16 protein-coding genes are annotated in these 18,548 nt (G+C 74.8%); 6 read left to right on the plus strand and 10 right to left on the minus strand.

Annotated features, from left to right (window positions below):
- Positions 1-35: 35 nt before the first annotated feature.
- Both Q7T67_RS10985 and Q7T67_RS10990 read right to left on the minus strand, forming a co-directional pair.
- A complete protein-coding gene (locus tag Q7T67_RS10985) occupies positions 36-2,306 on the minus strand; it encodes a hypothetical protein (protein WP_304789010.1) in 2,271 nt (756 codons plus the stop codon).
- Positions 2,307-2,541: 235 nt separating this feature from the next.
- A complete protein-coding gene (locus Q7T67_RS10990) occupies positions 2,542-2,955 on the minus strand; it encodes a hypothetical protein (protein ID WP_304789012.1) in 414 nt (137 codons plus the stop codon).
- Positions 2,956-3,141: 186 nt separating this feature from the next.
- Here Q7T67_RS10990 and Q7T67_RS10995 point away from each other — a divergent pair, with 186 nt between their 5' ends.
- Positions 3,142-4,080: a CoA ester lyase gene (locus Q7T67_RS10995; protein WP_304789014.1), complete on the plus strand. Its 939-nt coding sequence runs from the start codon at positions 3,142-3,144 to the stop codon at positions 4,078-4,080.
- Positions 4,081-4,100: 20 nt separating this feature from the next.
- Entirely contained in the window at positions 4,101-4,988 is an 888-nt protein-coding gene (locus tag Q7T67_RS11000) for a RimK family alpha-L-glutamate ligase (RefSeq protein WP_304789017.1), read from the plus strand.
- Positions 4,989-5,053: 65 nt separating this feature from the next.
- Here the strand turns inward: Q7T67_RS11000 and Q7T67_RS11005 are convergent, their stop codons facing one another.
- Positions 5,054-5,467, minus strand: a complete 414-nt coding sequence (locus Q7T67_RS11005; protein ID WP_304789019.1) for a hypothetical protein — start codon at positions 5,465-5,467, stop codon at positions 5,054-5,056.
- A 118-nt stretch (positions 5,468-5,585) separates the two neighbouring features.
- Here Q7T67_RS11005 and Q7T67_RS11010 point away from each other — a divergent pair, with 118 nt between their 5' ends.
- The gene (locus tag Q7T67_RS11010) at positions 5,586-6,533 is read left to right on the plus strand and encodes an Fpg/Nei family DNA glycosylase (protein ID WP_304789021.1); all 948 of its coding nucleotides are present in this window, start codon (positions 5,586-5,588) and stop codon (positions 6,531-6,533) included.
- A gap of 77 nt (positions 6,534-6,610) precedes the next feature.
- On the opposite strand, the gene Q7T67_RS11015 is transcribed toward Q7T67_RS11010, so the two are convergent.
- From Q7T67_RS11015 to Q7T67_RS11025, 3 genes are all read right to left on the minus strand, one after another.
- Entirely contained in the window at positions 6,611-7,159 is a 549-nt protein-coding gene (locus Q7T67_RS11015) for a hypothetical protein (protein WP_304789023.1), read from the minus strand.
- Between the two features lies 1 nt (position 7,160).
- Positions 7,161-8,936, minus strand: a complete 1,776-nt coding sequence (locus Q7T67_RS11020) for an amidase (RefSeq protein ID WP_304789025.1) — start codon at positions 8,934-8,936, stop codon at positions 7,161-7,163.
- 189 nt (positions 8,937-9,125) lie between these two features.
- A complete protein-coding gene (locus Q7T67_RS11025; protein ID WP_304789027.1) occupies positions 9,126-9,968 on the minus strand; it encodes an ABC transporter ATP-binding protein in 843 nt (280 codons plus the stop codon).
- 49 nt (positions 9,969-10,017) lie between these two features.
- On the opposite strand from Q7T67_RS11025, the gene Q7T67_RS11030 reads away from it, so the two are divergent.
- Together Q7T67_RS11030 and Q7T67_RS11035 are read left to right on the plus strand one after the other, a co-directional pair.
- On the plus strand, positions 10,018-11,718 hold the full coding sequence (locus Q7T67_RS11030) for a hypothetical protein (RefSeq protein WP_304789029.1): 1,701 nt from the start codon (positions 10,018-10,020) through the stop codon (positions 11,716-11,718).
- A gap of 64 nt (positions 11,719-11,782) precedes the next feature.
- A complete protein-coding gene (locus Q7T67_RS11035) occupies positions 11,783-13,282 on the plus strand; it encodes a hypothetical protein (RefSeq protein ID WP_304789031.1) in 1,500 nt (499 codons plus the stop codon).
- Between the two features lie 138 nt (positions 13,283-13,420).
- On the opposite strand, the gene leuA is transcribed toward Q7T67_RS11035, so the two are convergent.
- Both leuA and Q7T67_RS11045 read right to left on the minus strand, forming a co-directional pair.
- Complete coding sequence (leuA, locus tag Q7T67_RS11040; protein ID WP_304789033.1) at positions 13,421-15,166, minus strand: 2-isopropylmalate synthase; 1,746 nt, start codon at positions 15,164-15,166, stop codon at positions 13,421-13,423.
- Positions 15,163-15,918 (minus strand): FadR/GntR family transcriptional regulator, encoded by a 756-nt coding sequence (locus Q7T67_RS11045; RefSeq protein ID WP_304789035.1) that lies wholly within the window; start codon positions 15,916-15,918, stop codon positions 15,163-15,165. Before Q7T67_RS11045 ends, leuA begins: the two co-directional genes overlap by 4 nt.
- A 122-nt stretch (positions 15,919-16,040) precedes the next feature.
- Between Q7T67_RS11045 and Q7T67_RS11050 the strand changes: the two genes are divergently transcribed.
- On the plus strand, positions 16,041-16,358 hold the full coding sequence (locus tag Q7T67_RS11050) for a YbjQ family protein (RefSeq protein WP_304789037.1): 318 nt from the start codon (positions 16,041-16,043) through the stop codon (positions 16,356-16,358).
- Positions 16,359-16,447: 89 nt separating this feature from the next.
- Here the strand turns inward: Q7T67_RS11050 and upp are convergent, their stop codons facing one another.
- Both upp and ilvA read right to left on the minus strand, forming a co-directional pair.
- The gene (gene upp, locus Q7T67_RS11055; RefSeq protein WP_304789039.1) at positions 16,448-17,071 is read right to left on the minus strand and encodes a uracil phosphoribosyltransferase; all 624 of its coding nucleotides are present in this window, start codon (positions 17,069-17,071) and stop codon (positions 16,448-16,450) included.
- 175 nt (positions 17,072-17,246) lie between these two features.
- A complete protein-coding gene (ilvA, locus tag Q7T67_RS11060; protein ID WP_304789041.1) occupies positions 17,247-18,512 on the minus strand; it encodes a threonine ammonia-lyase in 1,266 nt (421 codons plus the stop codon).
- Positions 18,513-18,548 lie beyond the last annotated feature (36 nt).

Here is an 18,548-nt window from a genome sequence, read left to right on the forward strand (position 1 = left end):
CGGGGCTGGGCGCGCCGGGCCTCGGCCCCACCCGATCAGCCGGCCGCGACGACGATCGGGAGCGTCGCGGTCCCCGAGCCCCTCGGAGCGATCCGGTAGATCGTCGCCGAGCCGGGGACGGCGGGGGCCGGGAGCGTCACGCGGAAGCGCCCGCGCGCGTCGCTGCGCACGGTGGTCCGCGTCGCCCGCGCGCCGCCGCACGCCGGCGTGCCGGTGATCGTCAGGGTCGTCGACCGCCGCAGGGACGAGATCCGTCCGGTGACGGCGACGCGTCCGCCCGACAGCCGCACGGCCCGCGAGATCGTGGCCGACCGGGTGGCCTTGAGGGCGCGGGAGCGGGCGTCGCCGACGACCAGCCGGTAGCGGGCCCGTGCGCGTGCGCCCGCGGGCCGCGGGGCCGGGACCGAGACCTCGACGGAGCGGTCCGCCGCGACCCTCGCCGTGCCGACCTTCCGGCCGTCGCGGCGGACCTCGACGGTCCGACCGACGAGGGAGCGCCCGGCGACGCCGGTCAGTCGTACCCGCGGCGCGCGCGCCGTGCCCGTGGCACGGATCCCGATCAGCTCGACGAACGGCACGGCGCAGGCCGACGGGGGCGTCGCGGCGGCCGGGGGCGCCGGTGCCGCCGGGGGCGTCGGCGGCGCGACGACGGTGGGCGGCACAGGGGTGGCCGGGGGCGTCTCCCCGGCCGGCGGCGCCACCGCCACCGGCACGACGCGGACGACGACGGTCCGGACCGTCTCGTTGCCCCGCGCATCCCGGGCGCGGATCGTGAGCGTGGCGTCGCCCAGGGCGGTCGGCGTCCAGGTCACGTCCCGACCCGCGACCTCGACGCCGCCCGGCAGCGTCCACCCGACGGAACCGACGGCGTTCCACCGGTCCTCGGCGACGGCCGAGAGGGTCAGCGGCACGCCGATCGTGGTCGTCGCGGGCGGATCCGTCCGCACCACCGGTCCGGTGATGTCCAGCAGGCCCGATCGCACGAGCTCGGTCTGGTCGCCGGCGGTGTCCGGGGCGTCGCGCCACACGCCGGTGAAGCTGCCGTCGGCGTAGGCCGCGACCTGCGGTCCGCTCAGCTCCCCCTCGTCCGTGACCGCGACGCGCTCGGGCTCGGCCCAGACCCCGTCGGCGGGCCGGGTGCTCCCCGCCACCATGGGGGTGCGGTCCTCGAAGATCTCCCAGACCACGGTCGCGGTGCCGTCGGGGGCCACCGCCACGTCGGACTCCCCCGGTCCGGCGAGCTGCCCCACGACGCGCTCGGTCGGCTCCCAGGTCGCCCCGGGACCGAGCACCGCGGCGTCGACGGCGGGGCCGCCCTCGTCGCGACTGTCCCAGGCGGCGACGAACCCGGTGTCGGAGGCCGCGACCTCGGGCAGGTCGTTGCTCGTGCCGGCCCGGTCCAGCATCGACGTGGACCACGCCCCCGAGGCGCTCCGCACGGCCGACCGGACGAGGACGGGCTCGCCGTCCTCCTCCTCCTGCCAGACGACGGCCACCCGGCCGTCGCGCGAGACCGCGAGGTCCGGCTCGGCCGACTCGGAGTCGCCGCCGAGCGCGAGGTCCCGTCGCAGGACCGGGGCGGCGTCACAGGCCTTCTCGAAGACGACGACGGCGTCGGTGTCGCGGTCCTGGTAGGTCCCGACGAGCTCGCCGGTCGGCAGGTACCCGAGGCGGGGCTCGTTGTCCCGGTTCACGACGACGTCCGTGGGCCGCGTCCAGGTGTCGGTCCCGGGAGCGAGCGTCCGGATCCGCAGCTGGGCGTCGTCGTCGCGCTCGTCGATCCACGCGGCGGCGATCTCGCCGTCGTCCGAGACCGCGACGAACGGGTCGTCGAGGTCCGCTCCGACGGGACCCGACGGCGACGAGACCACCCACGGCCCCGCGCCGCGCCGCACGGCGGTGCGGACGATCATGCCGCCCTCGTGGTCCTCGAACCACGAGACGACGACCACGCCGTTCCTGCCGGTCGCCACCTGCACGTCGTCGACGCCGTAGAACGCGCCGAGCTCCGGGAGCGGGGCCGACGCGGTCAGGTCGACGGCCGTCGTGCTCCACGCGGCGCCGGGTGCGCGGGTCGCGACCCGCACCGACGGCGCCTCGTCCGACGTGTACCACGCGGCGACCGCCGTCTCGTCGGAGGCGATCGCGACCCGGGGGTCGTTCACCGAGCCCACGAACGGCACGTCGAGGGCGGTGCCGGGCCCGCGGTCGGTGGTGTCCCAGGCGACGGCACCGGCGGTCGAGGAGGCGCCGAGCGCCGCGGCGGCGGCGGTCAGCAGGACGACGGATGAACGGGGGACGCGCATGGGCGCGATCCTCGTGGGGCTCGGGCCCCAGATCCACCGAAACGGGACGAAATCACCCCGTCGCCGCGAAGTTCACCCGGGTCACCGCACCGGGGTGACCCGCGCGCTGCCGGGAGATGCGACCCGCCCCGAGACGCAGGGGTCGGGGCCCGCTCTCCTCATGCGGGTGGGCCCTGCCCCGCCACCTCCTGGGAGGTCACGCCCAGAGACGCAGGGGTCGGGGCCCGCCTTCGTCTCAGGCGTCCCAGAACTTCTTGTACGTGATGCTGTCGCCGCCGCCGACCTTCGTGGGGTCCCCGGCGGGCGAGCCGAAGATCAGGAGGTCCATGCCGTCGGGTCCCGCCTCGAACTGGCGGACGACGTCCGGGGCGATGCGGATCGCGTCGTACTGGACGAGGTCGACGAAGTCGTGGTCGACCTTCACGCGCCCGGAGCCGGCGATGATCACGTGGATCTCCTCCTGCTCCTTCTGCTTGTGGCCGAAGGGCTGGCGCTGGCCGGGCTTGATGCGCTGGAGGCCCAGCGCGCCCTCCTTGCTGCCCAGGGCGGCCCGTGCGAAGCGCGTCTCGAGCTGGTCCCCGAAGCCGGCGGGCTCCGCGAGATCCTTGATGTCGTCGAGGAGGTGCACCTTCGTCACGTTCTGCGCCATGACCCAGATGGTCGCACGGACCGGCCCGGCGGCCCCGCGCGGTGCCCCGTCACGACGCCGGCCCGGCAGCCCGGGCGAGCCTCCGGAGCCGGCGACGGCGTGGCCCCGGCCGCCCGCCCGGTGCCCGCCGGGTGCCGTCGCCCGACCGCCGGTCAAGACGCGTCGCGACCCGGCATCATCCCCGGCATGAGCGCTTCCGACGGTCCCCGCCCGCTGCGTCCTCGCCGGACCTGCCACTCGGTCCCCGGCTCGAGCGAGAAGTTCCTCGCGAAGGCCCCGACGCTGGCGGCCGACCAGGTCTTCCTCGACCTCGAGGACTCCGTCGCGCGGTCCGAGAAGGACGCGGCGCGCGCCCGCATCATCGAGGCGCTGAAGACCCTCGAGTTCCCGGCCGAGAAGACGGTCGTCTTCCGCGTCAACGGCACCGACACGCCGTTCTACTACCGCGACCTGATCGACGTGGTCGAGGAGGCCGGCGACAAGATCCACGCCGTGATGCTCCCGAAGGTCCAGACCCCGGGCGACATCGAGCTGACCGACAAGCTGCTGACCCAGATCGAGCTGGCGAAGGGCTACGAGGTCGGCCGGATCGGCATCGAGGCGCAGATCGAGGACGCCAAGGGCCTCGTCAACGTCGAGCAGATCGCCACCGCGTCGAGCCGGATGGAGACGCTGATCTTCGGGCCGGGCGACTACTCCGCCGCGATCGGCATCCCGATCACGCAGATCGGCGGCACGCCCGAGGGCTACCCCGGCGACCACCTCAACTACCTCTACTCGCGCCTCGTCGTCGCCGCCCGCGCGGCCGGGATCCAGGCCATCGACGGCCCGTACGCCGCGTTCAAGGACGAGGAGGGCCTCCGGACCCGCACGCAGCTCGTCCGCGCCCTCGGCCTCGACGGCAAGTGGACGATCCACCCCGCGCAGATCGAAGTCGTCAACGAGGTCTTCACCCCGACGAAGGAGTCGTGGGAGAAGGCCGAGGCGATGCTGCAGGCCTACCGCGAGGCGACCGAGTCCGGTGCGGGCGCGGCGATCTTCGACGGCGAGATGGTCGACGAGGCCAACCGCAAGATGGCCGAGCGGATCGCCGGCCAGGGCCGCGCCGCCGGCTACGCGGCCTGAGCCGCGGGACGGGTCGCGACGTGCTGCGGGCCGACGACGGCGACGAGGGGGACCTGCAGATCGCGCTGGTCACCGGATCCGCCACGGCGATGCCGGTGCCCGACCCGGAGTCGCACCTGCTGGTCGCGGCCCTGGCCGAGCGCGGCGTGCGCGCCGCACTCGTGCCCTGGGACGACGACCGCGACTGGTCCCAGGTGCCGCTCGTCCTCTGCCGCACGCCGTGGGACTACGTCGGCCGGGCGGACGAGTTCCTCGCCTGGGCGCGGAGCACGGGCGCGGCCACGCGCCTGCTGAACCCCGCAGGGCTGATCGGCTGGAACCTGCACAAGCGCTACCTCGCCGAGCTGCTCGAGCGCGGGCTCCCGGTCGTCCCGACGACGGTGCTGCGGCACGACGCGAGCGCCTCGGCGCGCACCGCCGCCCTCGCCGTCGACGGCGACGTCGTCATCAAGCCCGCGATCTCGGGTGGCGCCATGGGCACGGTCCGGGTGGCCGCCCGCACGGACGGGGCCCGCGACCACCTGGCGGGCCTGCTGCGCGACGGCGAGGCGCTCGTTCAGCCGTACCTGCCCGAGGTCGAGGACGGCGAGGTCTCGCTCGTCCTGTTCGCCGGCGAGCTCAGCCACGCGGTGCGCAAGCAGCCCGCCGCGGGCGACTTCCGGGTGCAGGAGGAGCACGGCGGGGTCGTCCTCCCCCACGAGCCGACCCCGGACGAGGTCGCGGTCGCCCGCCGGGTGCTCGAGGCGCTGCCGTGGCCCAGCACCTACGCCCGGATCGACCTCGTGACGACGGCCGACGGGCCGCTCCTGATGGAGGCCGAGCTGATCGAGCCCGAGCTGTTCCTGCGCGCGGTCCCGGTCGCAGCCGGGCGGTTCGCGGACGTGCTGGTCGCCGACCTGCGCGGCTGACGCCGTCGGGCGGCCCGGCGGGGGGGATCTGCGGGGGCGGGTCGAAGGCCGCCTCCCGCCGCGGCTCAGCGCGGCTGGTGCTGGCGACGCGGGGCGCCGGAGTCCAGGTCCTTCTGGTCCTGGATCTTCTTCTGCTTCGCGGCGGTCTTGCTGACGACCTGACCGATCAGGCGGATGTACTCCTCGACGCCGGAGGCACGAAACTTGCCGTGGTCCCAGGCGCGGACCCAGGCCTGCAGGTCGTTGAGGTCGTTCATCTCGTTCAGCAGGTCGCGGCGGATCGAGACCGTCACGCGCGCATCCGGCGCCATCGCCTTGGAGACCTTCGGGCCCGGCATCTGGATCCGGATCAGCTGGACGTCGCGACCCCCCTGGACCTCGGCGGCGGCGACGATCTTCAGCGGCTTGAGGGCGGGGACGTGCTCCAGCAGCTGCTTCAGTGCGACTTCGACAGCGGTGCGGGAGTCAGCGTTCGACATGGACGGACTCTACCGCCGCACCCGCCGGGGGGTCCCGGGCTGCACGCCGTCCTCCAGCCGGGCGGACCGATCCCGGGCGCCGGGCGGGGCGGTGCTCCGCTGCTCTAGCCTGCCCGGCGTGCCCGAGCTGCCCGAGGTCGAAGCCGCCCGCGCCCTGGCCGAGCGCTGGACCGCGGGACGCACCATCGTCGACGTCGACGACACCGACGAGTGGGTGTGCCGCCCCCACGCGCCGGGAGAGATCGCCGAGGCGATCACGGGGAAGCGGATCCTCGGCGTCGGGCGCGTCGGCAAGTCGCTCTGGATGGACCTGGAGGACGGCCCGCGCCTGGGCCTGCACCTCGGCATGGCGGGGCGGCTGGTCGGCCTGGGCGGCGAGGGACTCGAGGGCGCGACCGCCGTCGGACCCGCCGACGGGCTGTACTTCAAGGGCATCGACGTCCTCGACGACGACCCGGCGCGCTTCGGGTCCGCCGGCGAACCGCTGACCGCCCGCGAGCGCGAGGACTGGTCGATGCCCGTGCGCACCGGCGCCCGCGAGCTGCCCGGCGACGGGTCGTGGAGCCGCTTCGCCCTGGACCTCGACGACGGCGGCCGCCTGATCCTCTTCGACAAGCGGCGGCTGGGCCGGGTCCGGCTGGATCCCGACCTGTCGAAGCTCGGCCCCGACGCGCTGTTGATCACCGAGGACGAGTTCGTCGAGCGCGTCGGCCGCAGCGGGGCGAGCGCGGCGGCGAAGGCCCCGTTGAAGGCCCGGCTGATGGACCAGTCCACGCTGGCGGGCATCGGCAACCTGCTCTGCGACGAGCTGCTGTGGCAGGCCGCCCAGCCGCCGCTGCGGCCCGCGGGCGACCTCGCGGAGGACGAGCTGCGCGAGCTCCACGGCGTGATGCTCGCGTGCACGCGCGAGGCCATCCACCGGGGCGGCGTCCACATGGGCGACGTCATCGCCTACCGCAAGAAGGGCGAGCACTGCCCCCGCTGCGGCGCCGAGATGGTCCGCGCGACCGTCGGCGGCCGCACGACGTGGTGGTGCTCGCAGGAGCAGGCCTGGCCGGAGGACTGACCGGCCGGGGTCCGCCGGGCGGGCCGGACGACCTGCCGGACCGCCCTGCGGGCGAGCGGTCGCCGGCAGGTCGGTGCTCAGCCCTTCAGCGTGAAGTCGACCTGCGTGCGGCCGACGGAGCCGTCCCGTGCGGTCACCGTCACGACGGCGCGCACCGCACGCGACCTCGCGGGCAGCGCCAGCTTGCCCTTCGCGAACGGGGTCGGGAGGACGGTCATCCGGACCGTCCGCCTGCCGGGATCGATCGCGAGCGTCACGCCGAGCGGCCGCAGGCGACCCTTCGCCAGCCGCTGCAGCAGCCGCACCTCGACGTCCGAGATCGCCTTGTCGCTCGACACCGCGAACGGCAGGCCGGAGCGCCGCAGGCGCGACGTCGTGCGGCGGCTCGCGCCGGGCAGGCCGATCAGGACCTTCGGCGACGGGACGCCGACCGAGGCCGGGGGCGGGCCGGCCGCCGCGGTGGGTGTCGGAGCTGCACAGGTCACCGTCGTAACTGGGCCGGGCGCCGGCGTCGCCGGATCGCCCGTCGCGGGCTCGGCCGCGTACTGCAGCTCCTGGAACGCGATGCGCGGAAGGATCACGGGGATGTCGAAGTCGCGCAGCCGCGCGCCGGTGGGATCAGCCATGTCAGAGCTCCGTCGGGATGTCGAGGTGGTAGGGGTGGTGCTCCTGGTAGTCGATCGCCAGCTGCAGGATCACGGCGTCCGCGCCGAACGGCGCGGCCAGGTCGATGCCGACCGGGATCCCGGTGTTCTCGTCCCTGCCCACCGGCATGTTCAGGCAGGGCCAACCGGTCGTGTTCGGCCGGCTGGACTCCACACCGGAGAATCCGCCCGTCTGGTCGTTCGCACGGACAGGCGGGGTCTGCACCTTCTGGGGCCAGAGACACGCGATGATGTCGTTGTCCGCGAAGATCTTCGCCCACGCCTCCGAGTACTCGCGGCGCACGCGCTGTGCTCCGAAGAGGTCCTCCGGGGTCAGGGCGTTCGCGCGGTTCTGGAGCAGCGTCTTCTGGGCCTCGATCGTGGCGATCGAGGTGCGGAAGCGGGTCCGGACCGCGCCCTCGATCGGCGCGCTCTGGGCCGCCGTCGTCGCGTAGGTGTCCTTCAGCGTGAACGCGTTCTCCGCGTAGCTGTAGACGTTGGCCGCGGAGATCGACGTCGTGCCGTTGTTCGGGTCCTTCGCCTTGGCCTGGAAGTAGGTCGTGTTGCCGAGGTTCGAGACGGCGGGGGTGATCTTCACGATCTCGGCGCCGAGATCGATGAACTGCTGCTCGGTCGCCTTCAGGCGCGCGAGGATGCCGGGCGCCCAGCTCGCGCGGGCGGGGCTCGTCTCGGTGTCGACCGTCGACCCGATCCGCAGACCGGCGAAGGGCTTGTTCCCCGGCCGCGGCGCGAGCGGGAATCCGCCCGGGAACTCCGGTGCCTGCTCGGAGCGCGGGTCCCTCGGGTCCGGTCCTGCCATGACCCCCAGGAGCATCGACACGTCGGCCATGGAGCGCCCCATCGGCCCGCAGGTGTCCAGGCTCGTCGAGGAGACCGTCACGCCGTACTTCGGGATCAGTCCGTAGGTCGGCTTGATCGACCCGACGCCGACGTTCTGCGCGGGGTTGCGCAGCGAGTTGCCGGTGTCGGAGCCCGTCGCGACGACGGCCAGTCGTGCGGAGATCGCCGCCGCCGAGCCGCCGGAGGAGCCGCCCACGCAGCGGTCCCGCTTCCACGGGTTGGCCGTCTGCGGGCACGTGTCGTCGTTCGTCCACGGCCCGGTGTGCGTCAGGCCGATGATCGGCATGTGCGACGCCCGGAACCGCTCGGCGACGACCGAGTCGCCGGTCGCGACGTTGCCCTTCGCCAGCGGACAGCCGATCGTGAGCTCCACACCCTCGACGGCGTAGATGTCCTTCAGCGCCACCGGGACCCCGGCGCCGAAGGGCAGCGGTGCCCCGCCCTTCGCGGCCGCGTCCAGCGCGGCGTCCGCGTCCTCGGCCATGGTGAGCGCCAGGTCGCGGGTCGATCGCACGTAGGCGTTCAGCTTGCCGTTGTCCCCGAACACGGGGATCGTCGGCTCGCGCGACGGGACGGAGAACATCCCGTCGCCGTTGAGCGCGTCGATGCGGTCGAGGAAGGCGGTGGTCACCGCGACGCTCGTGACGTCTCGGGCCGCGAGCATGGATGCGAGCTGGGTGCCCGTGAGGAACGGGAGCCCCGCGCCGCCGGCGACGGCCGCCAGGCCGGCTCGGCGCTCCTTCTCGAGGTATCGACGCTCGGCCGTCGGCAGGTCGCCGAGGGTCGGGGCGTCCGCGTGCGCGTCGGCTGATCGCAGGGCCGGCACCGCGACGGCGGCGCCGGTGAGGGCAGCGGCGCCGAGGAACCGTCGGCGGGTGAGGTCGGTGGTGGGAGCCATCGGGGTCCGTTCAGTCGTTGCGAGGACCCGGCGACCATGCCTCGCCCGAGGGGGGTCCGTCGCTGGCCGCGGGTCCCGCGCTCGGCGGGACGGCCTACGCCATCGGTCCGACGACGACGCTGTCGGCGCCCGCTACGGCGTGGCGCGTCGACGTCCTGCGTACGACGAAAACCAACGCAGCCCGGGCCGCTACCCCCGCGGGTCCATCCGCGCCGCCCACCGCCCGCCGGAGCGCTCCACCGTGACCGGCAGGCCGAAGCACTGCGACACCGGGCCGGACGCGAGCACCTCGTCGGCCGATCCCGACGCCAGCACCCGACCGTCGCGCAGCAGCAGCGCGTGGGTGCTGGTCGGCGGGATCTCCTCGAGGTGGTGCGTGACCGTGATGGTCGGCAGGTCGGGCCAGCGCCGCGCGCTCGCCACGAGGGCACCGACCAGGCGCTCGCGCGAGGGGAGGTCCAGGCCGCTCGCGGGCTCGTCCAGGAGCAGCAGGTCGGGGCCGCCACCGGGCCCGCCCGCCATCAGCGCCCGCGCCAGCAGCAGCCGCTGCCGCTCGCCCTGGGAGCAGTCGTCGAAGCGCCGCGGGCCGAGCACCTCCGAGCCGGTCAGCGCGAGCAGCTCGTCCGCGCGCGCCTCGTGCTCGGTGCGCAGCCGCCTGCGCTGCGGGGCGAGGCTGCCGAACGCGCCCGACAGGACGACGTCGCGACCGTCCAGGCCGCGCTTGAGCCCGCGGGCGGTCGCCGCGTCGACGTGTCCGATCCGCTCGCGGAGCGCCCGCAGGTCGACCCCGCCGATGCGACGGCCGAGCACGTGGACCGTGCCCTCCGTGGGGTGGGTGACGCCGCCGGCGAGCTGCAGCATCGTGCTCTTGCCCGCACCGTTGGGCCCCAGGACGACCCAGTGCTCGCCCGCCCCGACCCGCCAGGAGACGTCGTCCAGCAGGACGAGCTCCTCCCCCGCGCGCCCGTGGCGCCGGACGGTGACGCGGTCGAGCCGGACGGCGTCGTGGGTCGTCGCGGCCGTGTCGTGCACCCACCGAGGGTTTCACGGCACCGATCCCGCCGTCCGTCAGGATCGGGACATGACCGAGCGCTTCGCCACCCCGCCGCCGGGCGGCACGGACCGGACCTACGGCCTCTCGGACGAGGTCGGCCTGTACCACCGCACCTACACCACGCTCCTGCGCTCGACCGGCGAGACCCGCCTGAAGGTGCTCGAGCCCTCGCACGTGGCGATGGGCTCCAGCCTGCACCCGATGGCGGGACGCGAGGAGATCGACCTGGGCGCGTTCCTCTACGCCGTGCGACGCCTGCCCGACGCGATCGCCGAGGCCCGGCTCGTCGTCCTCGGCCAGGAGCGCACGCAGTTCGAGGCGGCGGGGATCGACCTCGGGGCCTGGCCGCCCGCCGAGGCGCCCGCGCGCCGGCGGCTCTGGCACGTCGGCGGCGACACCCTCGCCGTCCTGATGGCCAGCTCGTCCGACGTCGACGACCTCGTCCCCACCCTCGTGGCGTTCCAGATCGAGTGGAACACCATCCGGGCGCATCTGCGGGGATCCGGTCGCGCCGAGGTCCCCGTGCTCCCGGCGGAGCTCGCCGAGGCCGTCGGCGGCACCGAGGACGACTGGACCCGCCTGCAGGAGTCGTGGGGCGCCCAGTTCGAGGACCGGCTGCGCGGCATGCGCGACCGTCGCTGCGACCTGCGGCTGCGCTCGCTCGGCATGAACTACGTCGGCTACGCCCGGGTCACGCGCGACTGGTGGCGGCCCGTCAGCGCGGCGATGACCAAGGCGGACCTGCACGAGCGGCCGGTCTACTTCGTCTCGTCGAACACCCACGCGCTCGTCAACCTCGTCTCGGGGATCGCCCGCCAGAACGCCGACGGCCTGCTGCGCGAGGTCGAGCGCCACGGCCCCGACGACCTGCGTCAGGAGCTCGTGCGGATCCGCGAGGGCCGGAGCGACGGGTCGCTCGAGAACCTCCTCTACTTCGCGGCGCGCGGCGCGTTCGAGCGCCACCCCGAGGAGCGGATCGCGGCCGAGTCGCGCGTCGGCGTGCTCGACCTGCTCCCGCAGGGCGCCCTGCGCGTCCCGGCGCAGGTGATGGCCCTGGACCGGCTCGACGTCGAGCACCTCGACCCGCGCCTGGGCGACGTCGACGCCGCGGCGCTCAGGGCCAGCGACGCGGTGATCGTGAACATCGACTACCCCCTCGGCAGCTCGGCGTACAACATCCTCCGCGAGGTGGCCGTCGACGTCTCGCGCCTGCGAGGGGTCTACGTCCTGGGCAAGGCCGCGACGCTGAACGCGGACGTCGGCGACGTGATGATCTCCGGCGTCGTCCACGACGAGCACACCCGGACGACCTACTGGCTGGACAACGCGTTCGCCGTCGAGGACCTCCAGCAGGACCTCCGCTACGGGACGGGCCTCGACAACCAGAAGGCCGTCACGGTGCGGTCGACGTTCCTGCAGAACCGCGATCACCTCGACTTCTACTACCGCGAGGCGTACACGGTGGTCGAGATGGAGGCCGGCCCGTTCTGCGCCGCCGTCCACGAGCTCGCCGACGCCGACCGCCACCCCGTCGGCGACGCCGTCTCGCTCACCCGCGTCCCGCTGGACTTCGGCGTCATCCACTACGCGTCGGATACGCCCTACACCCAGGCGCGCACCCTCGGCGCGCGCGGCCTGAGCTTCTTCGGGATGGACTCGACCTACGCGGGGTCGCTGGCCATCCTCCGGCGGATCCTGCGGCTGGAGGGGGCGGTCGGGCGGGGCTGAGGACCCCACCGGCCGCGGCCCGCCGCGCCGGATCTCGTCGCGACGCTCTGCGAGAGTCCCCCGGGTGTCTGTCGCACGCCTCCGTCGCCCGCGCGTCCTCGCGCTGCTCGTCACCGCCGTGGCGCTCGTGGTCGTCCTGGTCGTCGTCCTCGCAGGCGGGGACGACGCCGACGACGACCGGGCGGGGTTGCGCGACGTGCCCGCCGTCACGTCGGTGACCGACGAGGACGGCGAGCTGCGGGTCGCCCTCCGTCCCGGGACCCGCGCGGACGGGGTCGCCGCCGCGTTGCGGGCGCTGACGGAGCGCCGGACGGGCACCGAGATCCGGCTCGGTCGCGGCGTCCTGGTCCTGCGGCGCCGGGGCACCCCCGATCCCCGCCTGGCCACGGTGCTCGTGGCCGTCGCCGGCGTGCGGACCCCCGGCGGACCGATCGAGCTGCAGGCCGGCCCCTCGGAACCGCGGCTGTCCGCGCAGGTCGACCGCCCGGAGCTCGCCGCGCCCCTGGCCCTCGAGGTACTGGACCGCGTCCTGAGCGGCGACCGACTCCCGGCCGGCCTCCGCGGGCTGCTGGTCTACGCGAACCCGCGCTCGGGGGGCCAGGAGCTGCCGATCGCGCTGCGGTCCCCCACCGGCGTCGTCGGTCCTGAGGCGCGCGCGGCGCTCCGGGCGGCCTCCCGCCTGACGGACCGGTCCCCGCGGCTCTTCGCCGGCGGACGGACCACCGAGCTCCGCGTCCGCGCCCGCTCGCTCGACGACGCAGCCGTCGCCTGGCGCGAGGCCACCGCCGCGCTCGGCAGAGACGCGGAGGTCCGCCGGGAGGTCGAGATCGCCGTCGACCTCACCGCCGGGACCGACGACGTGGACCGCTCGGGCGAGCCGGTCTCCCGCCCGGTGCTCGCCGGCGCCGCCGCGGACGATCCGTCCCGCGCGCTCGCCCTCGCCCGTCGGATGAGCACCCCGGGGTCCCGGACCTTCGCCCGGACGGACCTCGGCTTCGCCCAGGCCCGGGCGACGTCGATCTCCGGGGCCCGGACGGCGGCCGTCGTCGCCCGGGACGGTTCCGCGCGCCGCGTCGCGGTGTCCTGGCCCGCGGCGGACGAGGACGACGTGTGGTTCGGCGGCGTCGGGACCCTCGACCGCGACCGGTCGGAGATCGACGACGGACCGGGTCGCGTGGTCGGTCTCGTCGACGGGGCCCGGGCGATGCGGAGCGCCGGCATCGCCGGGCTGCGCTGGGACCGCCGCGCCGCCGACGGGGTCCCGCAGCTGCGGATCACCAGGCCCTCGTTCCTCGGCGCGTCGTCCAGCCCGGTCGGCGACGCCGCGGGCTTCCGACGGCTCTCGCGCGCGGTCCGGGCGCTGGGCTGGAACGGAACCGCGCAGATCGACCTGCTCCTGGGTCCGGGCGACTGCTCGAGCACGAGCACGCGACGGGCGCAGACGGTCGCGACGATCCTGTCCACCAGCACGGGCCGGGCCCGATCGGTGGAGGCGGGGGCGGCGTGCGCCGATCCCGCCGCACTGCGCGCGGCCCGCCGGGCGTGGGACGCCGGGGCGCGCTGACCGGGTCGGCCGGCCGTCGGTCCGCCGCACGGACGCCGCCCACGGACGGTGCCACCGGGGACGGCGGGCCGCACCGACCCACGACGGACCGCACCGCCCGTCGTTCGGTCGTCGCGCGGCCGGTTCTTCGTCGCGCGATCAGCCCTTCGCCGCGCGGTTCACCGCGGAGACGATCGCGTCCAGCGACGCACGCACGATGTTCTCGTGGATGCCGACGCCCCACACCGTCGTGCCGTCGATCGAACAGCGCACGTAGGAGGCGGCGCGGGCGTCCTCTCCCCCGCCGAGCGCGTGCTCGACGTAGTCGTCGACCCGCACGACGATGCCGATCGTCGCCAGCGCCTTGACGAAGGCGTCTATGGGGCCGTTGCCGACACCCTCCAGTCGCTGCGGCTGGCCGTCGACGTCGAGCTGCACGCCGAGCTCGTCGGTGCCGTCCGAGCGCGACGCGGTGCGGTGCTCCCACACGCGGTAGCGGCCCCACGGCGGCTTCCCGCCCGGCAGGTAGGCGTCGGAGAAGATGTCCCACAGCCGCTGGGGTGTGACCTCGCCACCCTCGTCGTCCGTGCGCGCCTGGACGACCTGGGAGAACTCGATCTGCAGCTGGCGCGGCAGGTCCAGGCCGTGCTCGGTCTTCATCAGGTACGCCATGCCGCCCTTGCCGGACTGGCTGTTGACGCGGATCACGGCCTCGTACGTGCGGCCGACGTCGTGGGGATCGATCGGCAGGTACGGGACCTCCCACTCGAGCTCCTCGACCGCGATACCCTGCTCCTTCGCCTGGGCCTCGCGCTTGCGGAAGACCTTATTGATCGCGTCCTGGTGCGTGCCCGAGAACGAGGTGTAGACGAGGTCGCCGCCGTAGGGCGAGCGCTCGGGCACCGGCAGCTGGTTGCAGTACTCGACGGTCGAGCGCACGGCGTCGATGTCGCTGAAGTCCAGCTCGGGGTCCACGCCCTGCGTGTGCAGGTTCAGCGCCAGGGTCACGAGGTCGACGTTGCCCGTCCGCTCGCCGTTGCCGAACAGGCAGCCCTCGACTCGGTCCGCGCCGGCCATCAGCGCCAGCTCGGTCGCCGCGACGCCGGTGCCGCGGTCGTTGTGCGGGTGGACCGAGACGATCACCGCGTCGCGCTTGGCCAGATGCCGGTCCATCCATTCGATCTGGTCCGCGAAGACGTTCGGGGTGGAGACCTCGACCGTGGAGGGCAGGTTCAGCACCATCGGCCGCTCGGGGGTCGGCTGCCAGAGCGCCGAGACGGCGTCGGACGTCGCCAGGGCGATCTCGGGCTCCGTCAGCGAGAACGTCTCGGGCGAGAACTGCATCCGCACGTCGGTGTCCGGCAGCGAGTCGACGCCGCGCAGGACGTCCTCCGCGCCGGACCGGACGAGCGACAACAGGCTGTCGGTCGACTGCCCCAGGACGTCCTCCCGCCACAGCCGCGAGGTCGCGGTGTAGAGGTGGACGAGCGCCCGGTCGATGCCCTCCAGCGCCTCGAACGTCCGCTCGATCAGCTCCTTGCGCGCCGGCGTGAGGACCATGATCCGCACGTCGTCGGGGATCGCGTCGTCCTCGATCAGCGAGCGGACGAAGTCGAAGTCGGTGGCGCCGGACGCCGGGTAGCCGACCTCGATCTCCTTCACGCCGATCGACACGAGCAGGTCGAACATCCGCCGCTTGCGGTCGGTGTCCATCGGGTCGATCAGCGACTGGTTGCCGTCGCGGAGGTCGACCGCCGCCCAGATCGGTGCCTTCTCGATCCGCCTCGAGGGCCACTGGCGGTCCTCGAGCTCGAACGGCACGCGCTGGTGGAACGGCCGGTAGCGCCCGGAGGGCATCCCGCTCGGCTTCTGGAGGCTCCAGGTGGGGTTCGTCTCGGTGCTCATGCTGGGGCGCTCCCGTCGGGGGTGGTGGGCGAAGAAGGGGTGCTCGCGGGGGCCTCGGCAGCCGGCGACGCGGCCGCGCGGAGGGACCGACCGGTGACCGTGACGTTCGCGTGGGTCGCGGCGATCGCGGCCTCCGGATCGCCCGCACGCACGGCCGCGGCGAGGGCCGCGTGGGCGTGCGCGTCGTCGACGACGTCGAGGACCACGTCCTCGACGACCGTGACCAGCGCCGCGCGCAGGGCCCCGAGGAACGAGGTGAACATCTCCTCGAGCAGCGGGTTGTGCGCGGCGGCGACGATGGCGGCGTGGAACGCCAGGTCTGCGTCGACGAACGGCTCGACCCCGCCGGTGGCCCGGGCGGCCTCGCGGGCGGCCAGCGCGACGTCGATCGCGACGAGGTCGTCGCCGGTGCGCCGCTCGGCGGCCAGGCGGGCCGCCTGCGACTCCAGCGCCTCGCGGACCTCGTAGACGTCGAGGACGTCGGCCCGGCGGACGCGGGTCTCCCACTCCGGCGGCGGCTGCAGCGCGAGGACGTAGGTGCCGGACCCCTGCCGGGTCTCGAGCTGCCCGGCCGCGACCAGGACCCGCACGGCCTCGCGGACCGTCGAGCGCCCGACGCCCAGCTGGGCGGCGAGCACGTTCTCCGCGGGCAGCTTCGTCCCGACCGGCCAGGCGCCGGCGGCGAGCTGCTCGCGCAGCGCGTTCGCCGCGAGCTCCCCGAGGGAGCCGCGACCGAGAGAGGTCATCGCCATCGGACGCGGAGCCTACCAAGTCATCAGATGTCTGCGATCTGCGTGGTCGAGCTGCAGGGCACCTCGAGCGCCGACACGCCCGGTTCACCGTCGCCCTCCACCGCCGCGGCTACCCTCGTCCCATGCTCATCGTCACCACCAACGACGTCCCCGGCCGCGAGATCGAGGAGGCGCTCGGCGAGGTCTTCGGTCTCACCGTCCGCTCCCGCAACATCGGCTCGAACATCGGCGCCGGCTTCAAGTCGCTCGTCGGCGGCGAGCTGAAGGGCATCACGAAGATGCTCCACGACAGCCGCGAGGAGGCACTCGAGCGCCTGCGTGCCGAGGCGGAGGCCAAGGGTGCGGACGCCGTCGTCGCGTTCCGCTTCGAGACGACGGAGTACGCCCAGACGGGCACGGAGATCTGCGCCTACGGCACGGCCGTCCGGCTGCGCGGCTGACCCCCCGCCCCGCCCGGGGTGGGACACGCCGGGGCCGGGCCCGGCTCCGGCCGCCCGCGCCCGGGCGCGTCCGCCGGGCCGACGCCGGGTCAGGTCCCGAAGACCCGGTCCCCCGCGTCCCCCAGGCCCGGGCGGATGAAGCCGTCGCCGTCGAGCTCGCGGTCCAGCACGCCCGCGATGATCGGCACGTCGGGGTGCGCCGCCTGGACCGCCGCGACGCCCTCGGGCGCGGCGACCAGGACAACCAGGGCGAGCTCGCGGGCGCCGGCCTCGCGCAGGGCCTGCAGGGCGTGGACCGCGCTGCCGCCCGTGGCGAGCATCGGGTCCAGGACGAGGGTCCGGGCGACGGGGACCTGTTCGGGGAGGCGCTCGAAGTAGCGCCGCGGCTGCAGCGAGACCTCGTCGCGCTCCAGGCCGATGTGGCCCACGCGGGCCTCGGGGACGACGTCGAGGAACGCGTCGAGCATGCCGAGTCCCGCGCGGAGGACCGGGACGAGGACGACGTCGCCGGCGATCCGGACGGCGTCGGTCTCCTCCAGCGGCGTCGTGACGCGCCCGCGCTTCGTGGCGAGGTCGGTCGTGGCCTCGACGGCCAGCAGCACCGCGGCGGCGCGCAGGGCACGACGGAACCCCGCGCGGTCCGTGGCCTCGTTGCGCAGGACCGCGATGCGGTCGGCCATGAGCGGGTGGTCGACGACGCGCAGGTCCGGCACGGCTCGCATCGTCGCAGGCGGGGCGGACCGCGCACCGGGAGACGGTGGCCGTGCTGCCACGGTCCGACCGGACCGTCGGGCAGGCAGATGCCCGCGCTCCGGCCACCTCGCCGCGGCGTGCCAGGGCCTCGTCATCTCCACCCGGCCCCCGCAGCGGCCGCGCCGCTCGACCGCCTCAGCCCGCCTCGGCCGTCCGGCGCACGGGGAACCCGGCGTCGCGGACGGCCCGGAGCACCGTCTCGGCGTGGTCGCGGCCCTGGGTCTCGAGCACGAGCCGCACCGTGGTCTCGCCGACGTGCATGTCGACGCCCTCCCGGACGTGCTGGACCTCGACGACGTTGGCGCCGACGCTCGCGACCGCGGACGCCAGGCCGACGAGCGCGCCGGGGCGGTCGGGGAGCAGGGCGATCAGGCCGAGACGCCGGCCGACGAGGGACTCGTGCCGCCGGGCGATCTCGGCCAGGAGCCCCAGGTCGACGTTGCCGCCGGAGAGGACGAGCGCCGTGCTGCCGCGGTCGGGTCGCGGGACGAGGTCGCGCAGGAGCGCCGCCAGCCCGACGGCGCCGGCGCCCTCGACGACGAGGTTCACGCGGTCCAGCAGCAGCACCATCGCCTCGGCGATCGAGTCCTCGTCGACGGCCACGAGCTCGTCGACCAGGGCGTCGACGAGCGGGCCGGTGTAGCGGCCGGGGGTCTTGACCGCGATGCCGTCGGCGATCGTCGTGGCCGGGGCCTCCGGACGCCGGAGCCCGTAGGTCGGGGAGACCTGGGACCGGCTCTCCCGGGCGGCGACCTGCGCCCCGCGCACCGCGGCCCGCACGCCGATGATCCGGACGTCGGGCCGCTCCGCCTTGATCGCCGTGGCGATGCCCGAGACCAGGCCGCCACCCCCGACCGGGACGACGACCTGCGCGAGGTCGGGGACCTGCTCGAGCAGCTCGCTGCCGATCGTGCTCTGCCCGGCGACGACGTCGGGGTCGTCGAACGGGTGCAGGAACATCATCCCCGTCTCCGCGGCGTGGGCCGTGGCGGCCTCGAGCGCCTGCTCGACCTGCCCCTCGACGAGCCGCACGTCGGCGCCCAGCGCCCGGCACGCCTCGATCTTCGCGATCGGTGCACCGACCGGCATGTAGACGACGGCCGGCAGCCCGCGGGCCCGCGCCGCCTCGGCCACCCCGCGGGCGTGGTTGCCCGCGCTGCCCGCCACGACGCCCGGGGCCGCCGCGTCGCCCAGCGCCGCGAGCTTGGCCAGCGCGCCGCGCAGCTTGAACGCCCCGGTCCGCTGCAGGGACTCGGCCTTCAGGTCGACGGGCGCACCGAACCGCTCCGACAGGCCGGTGGACCGCAGGACCGGGGTGACCCGGACGATCCCGTCGACCGCACCCCGCGCGCGGGCGCGGCGCGCCGCGTCGGGGGCGGAGTCGGGGAGCGTCGTGGACATCGCCACGACGGTAGCGGCCCCGGCCGGGACGGCACC

Origin of the sequence: Patulibacter sp., assembly GCF_030655195.1 — a bacterium.
GTDB lineage: Bacteria > Actinomycetota > Thermoleophilia > Solirubrobacterales > Solirubrobacteraceae > Patulibacter.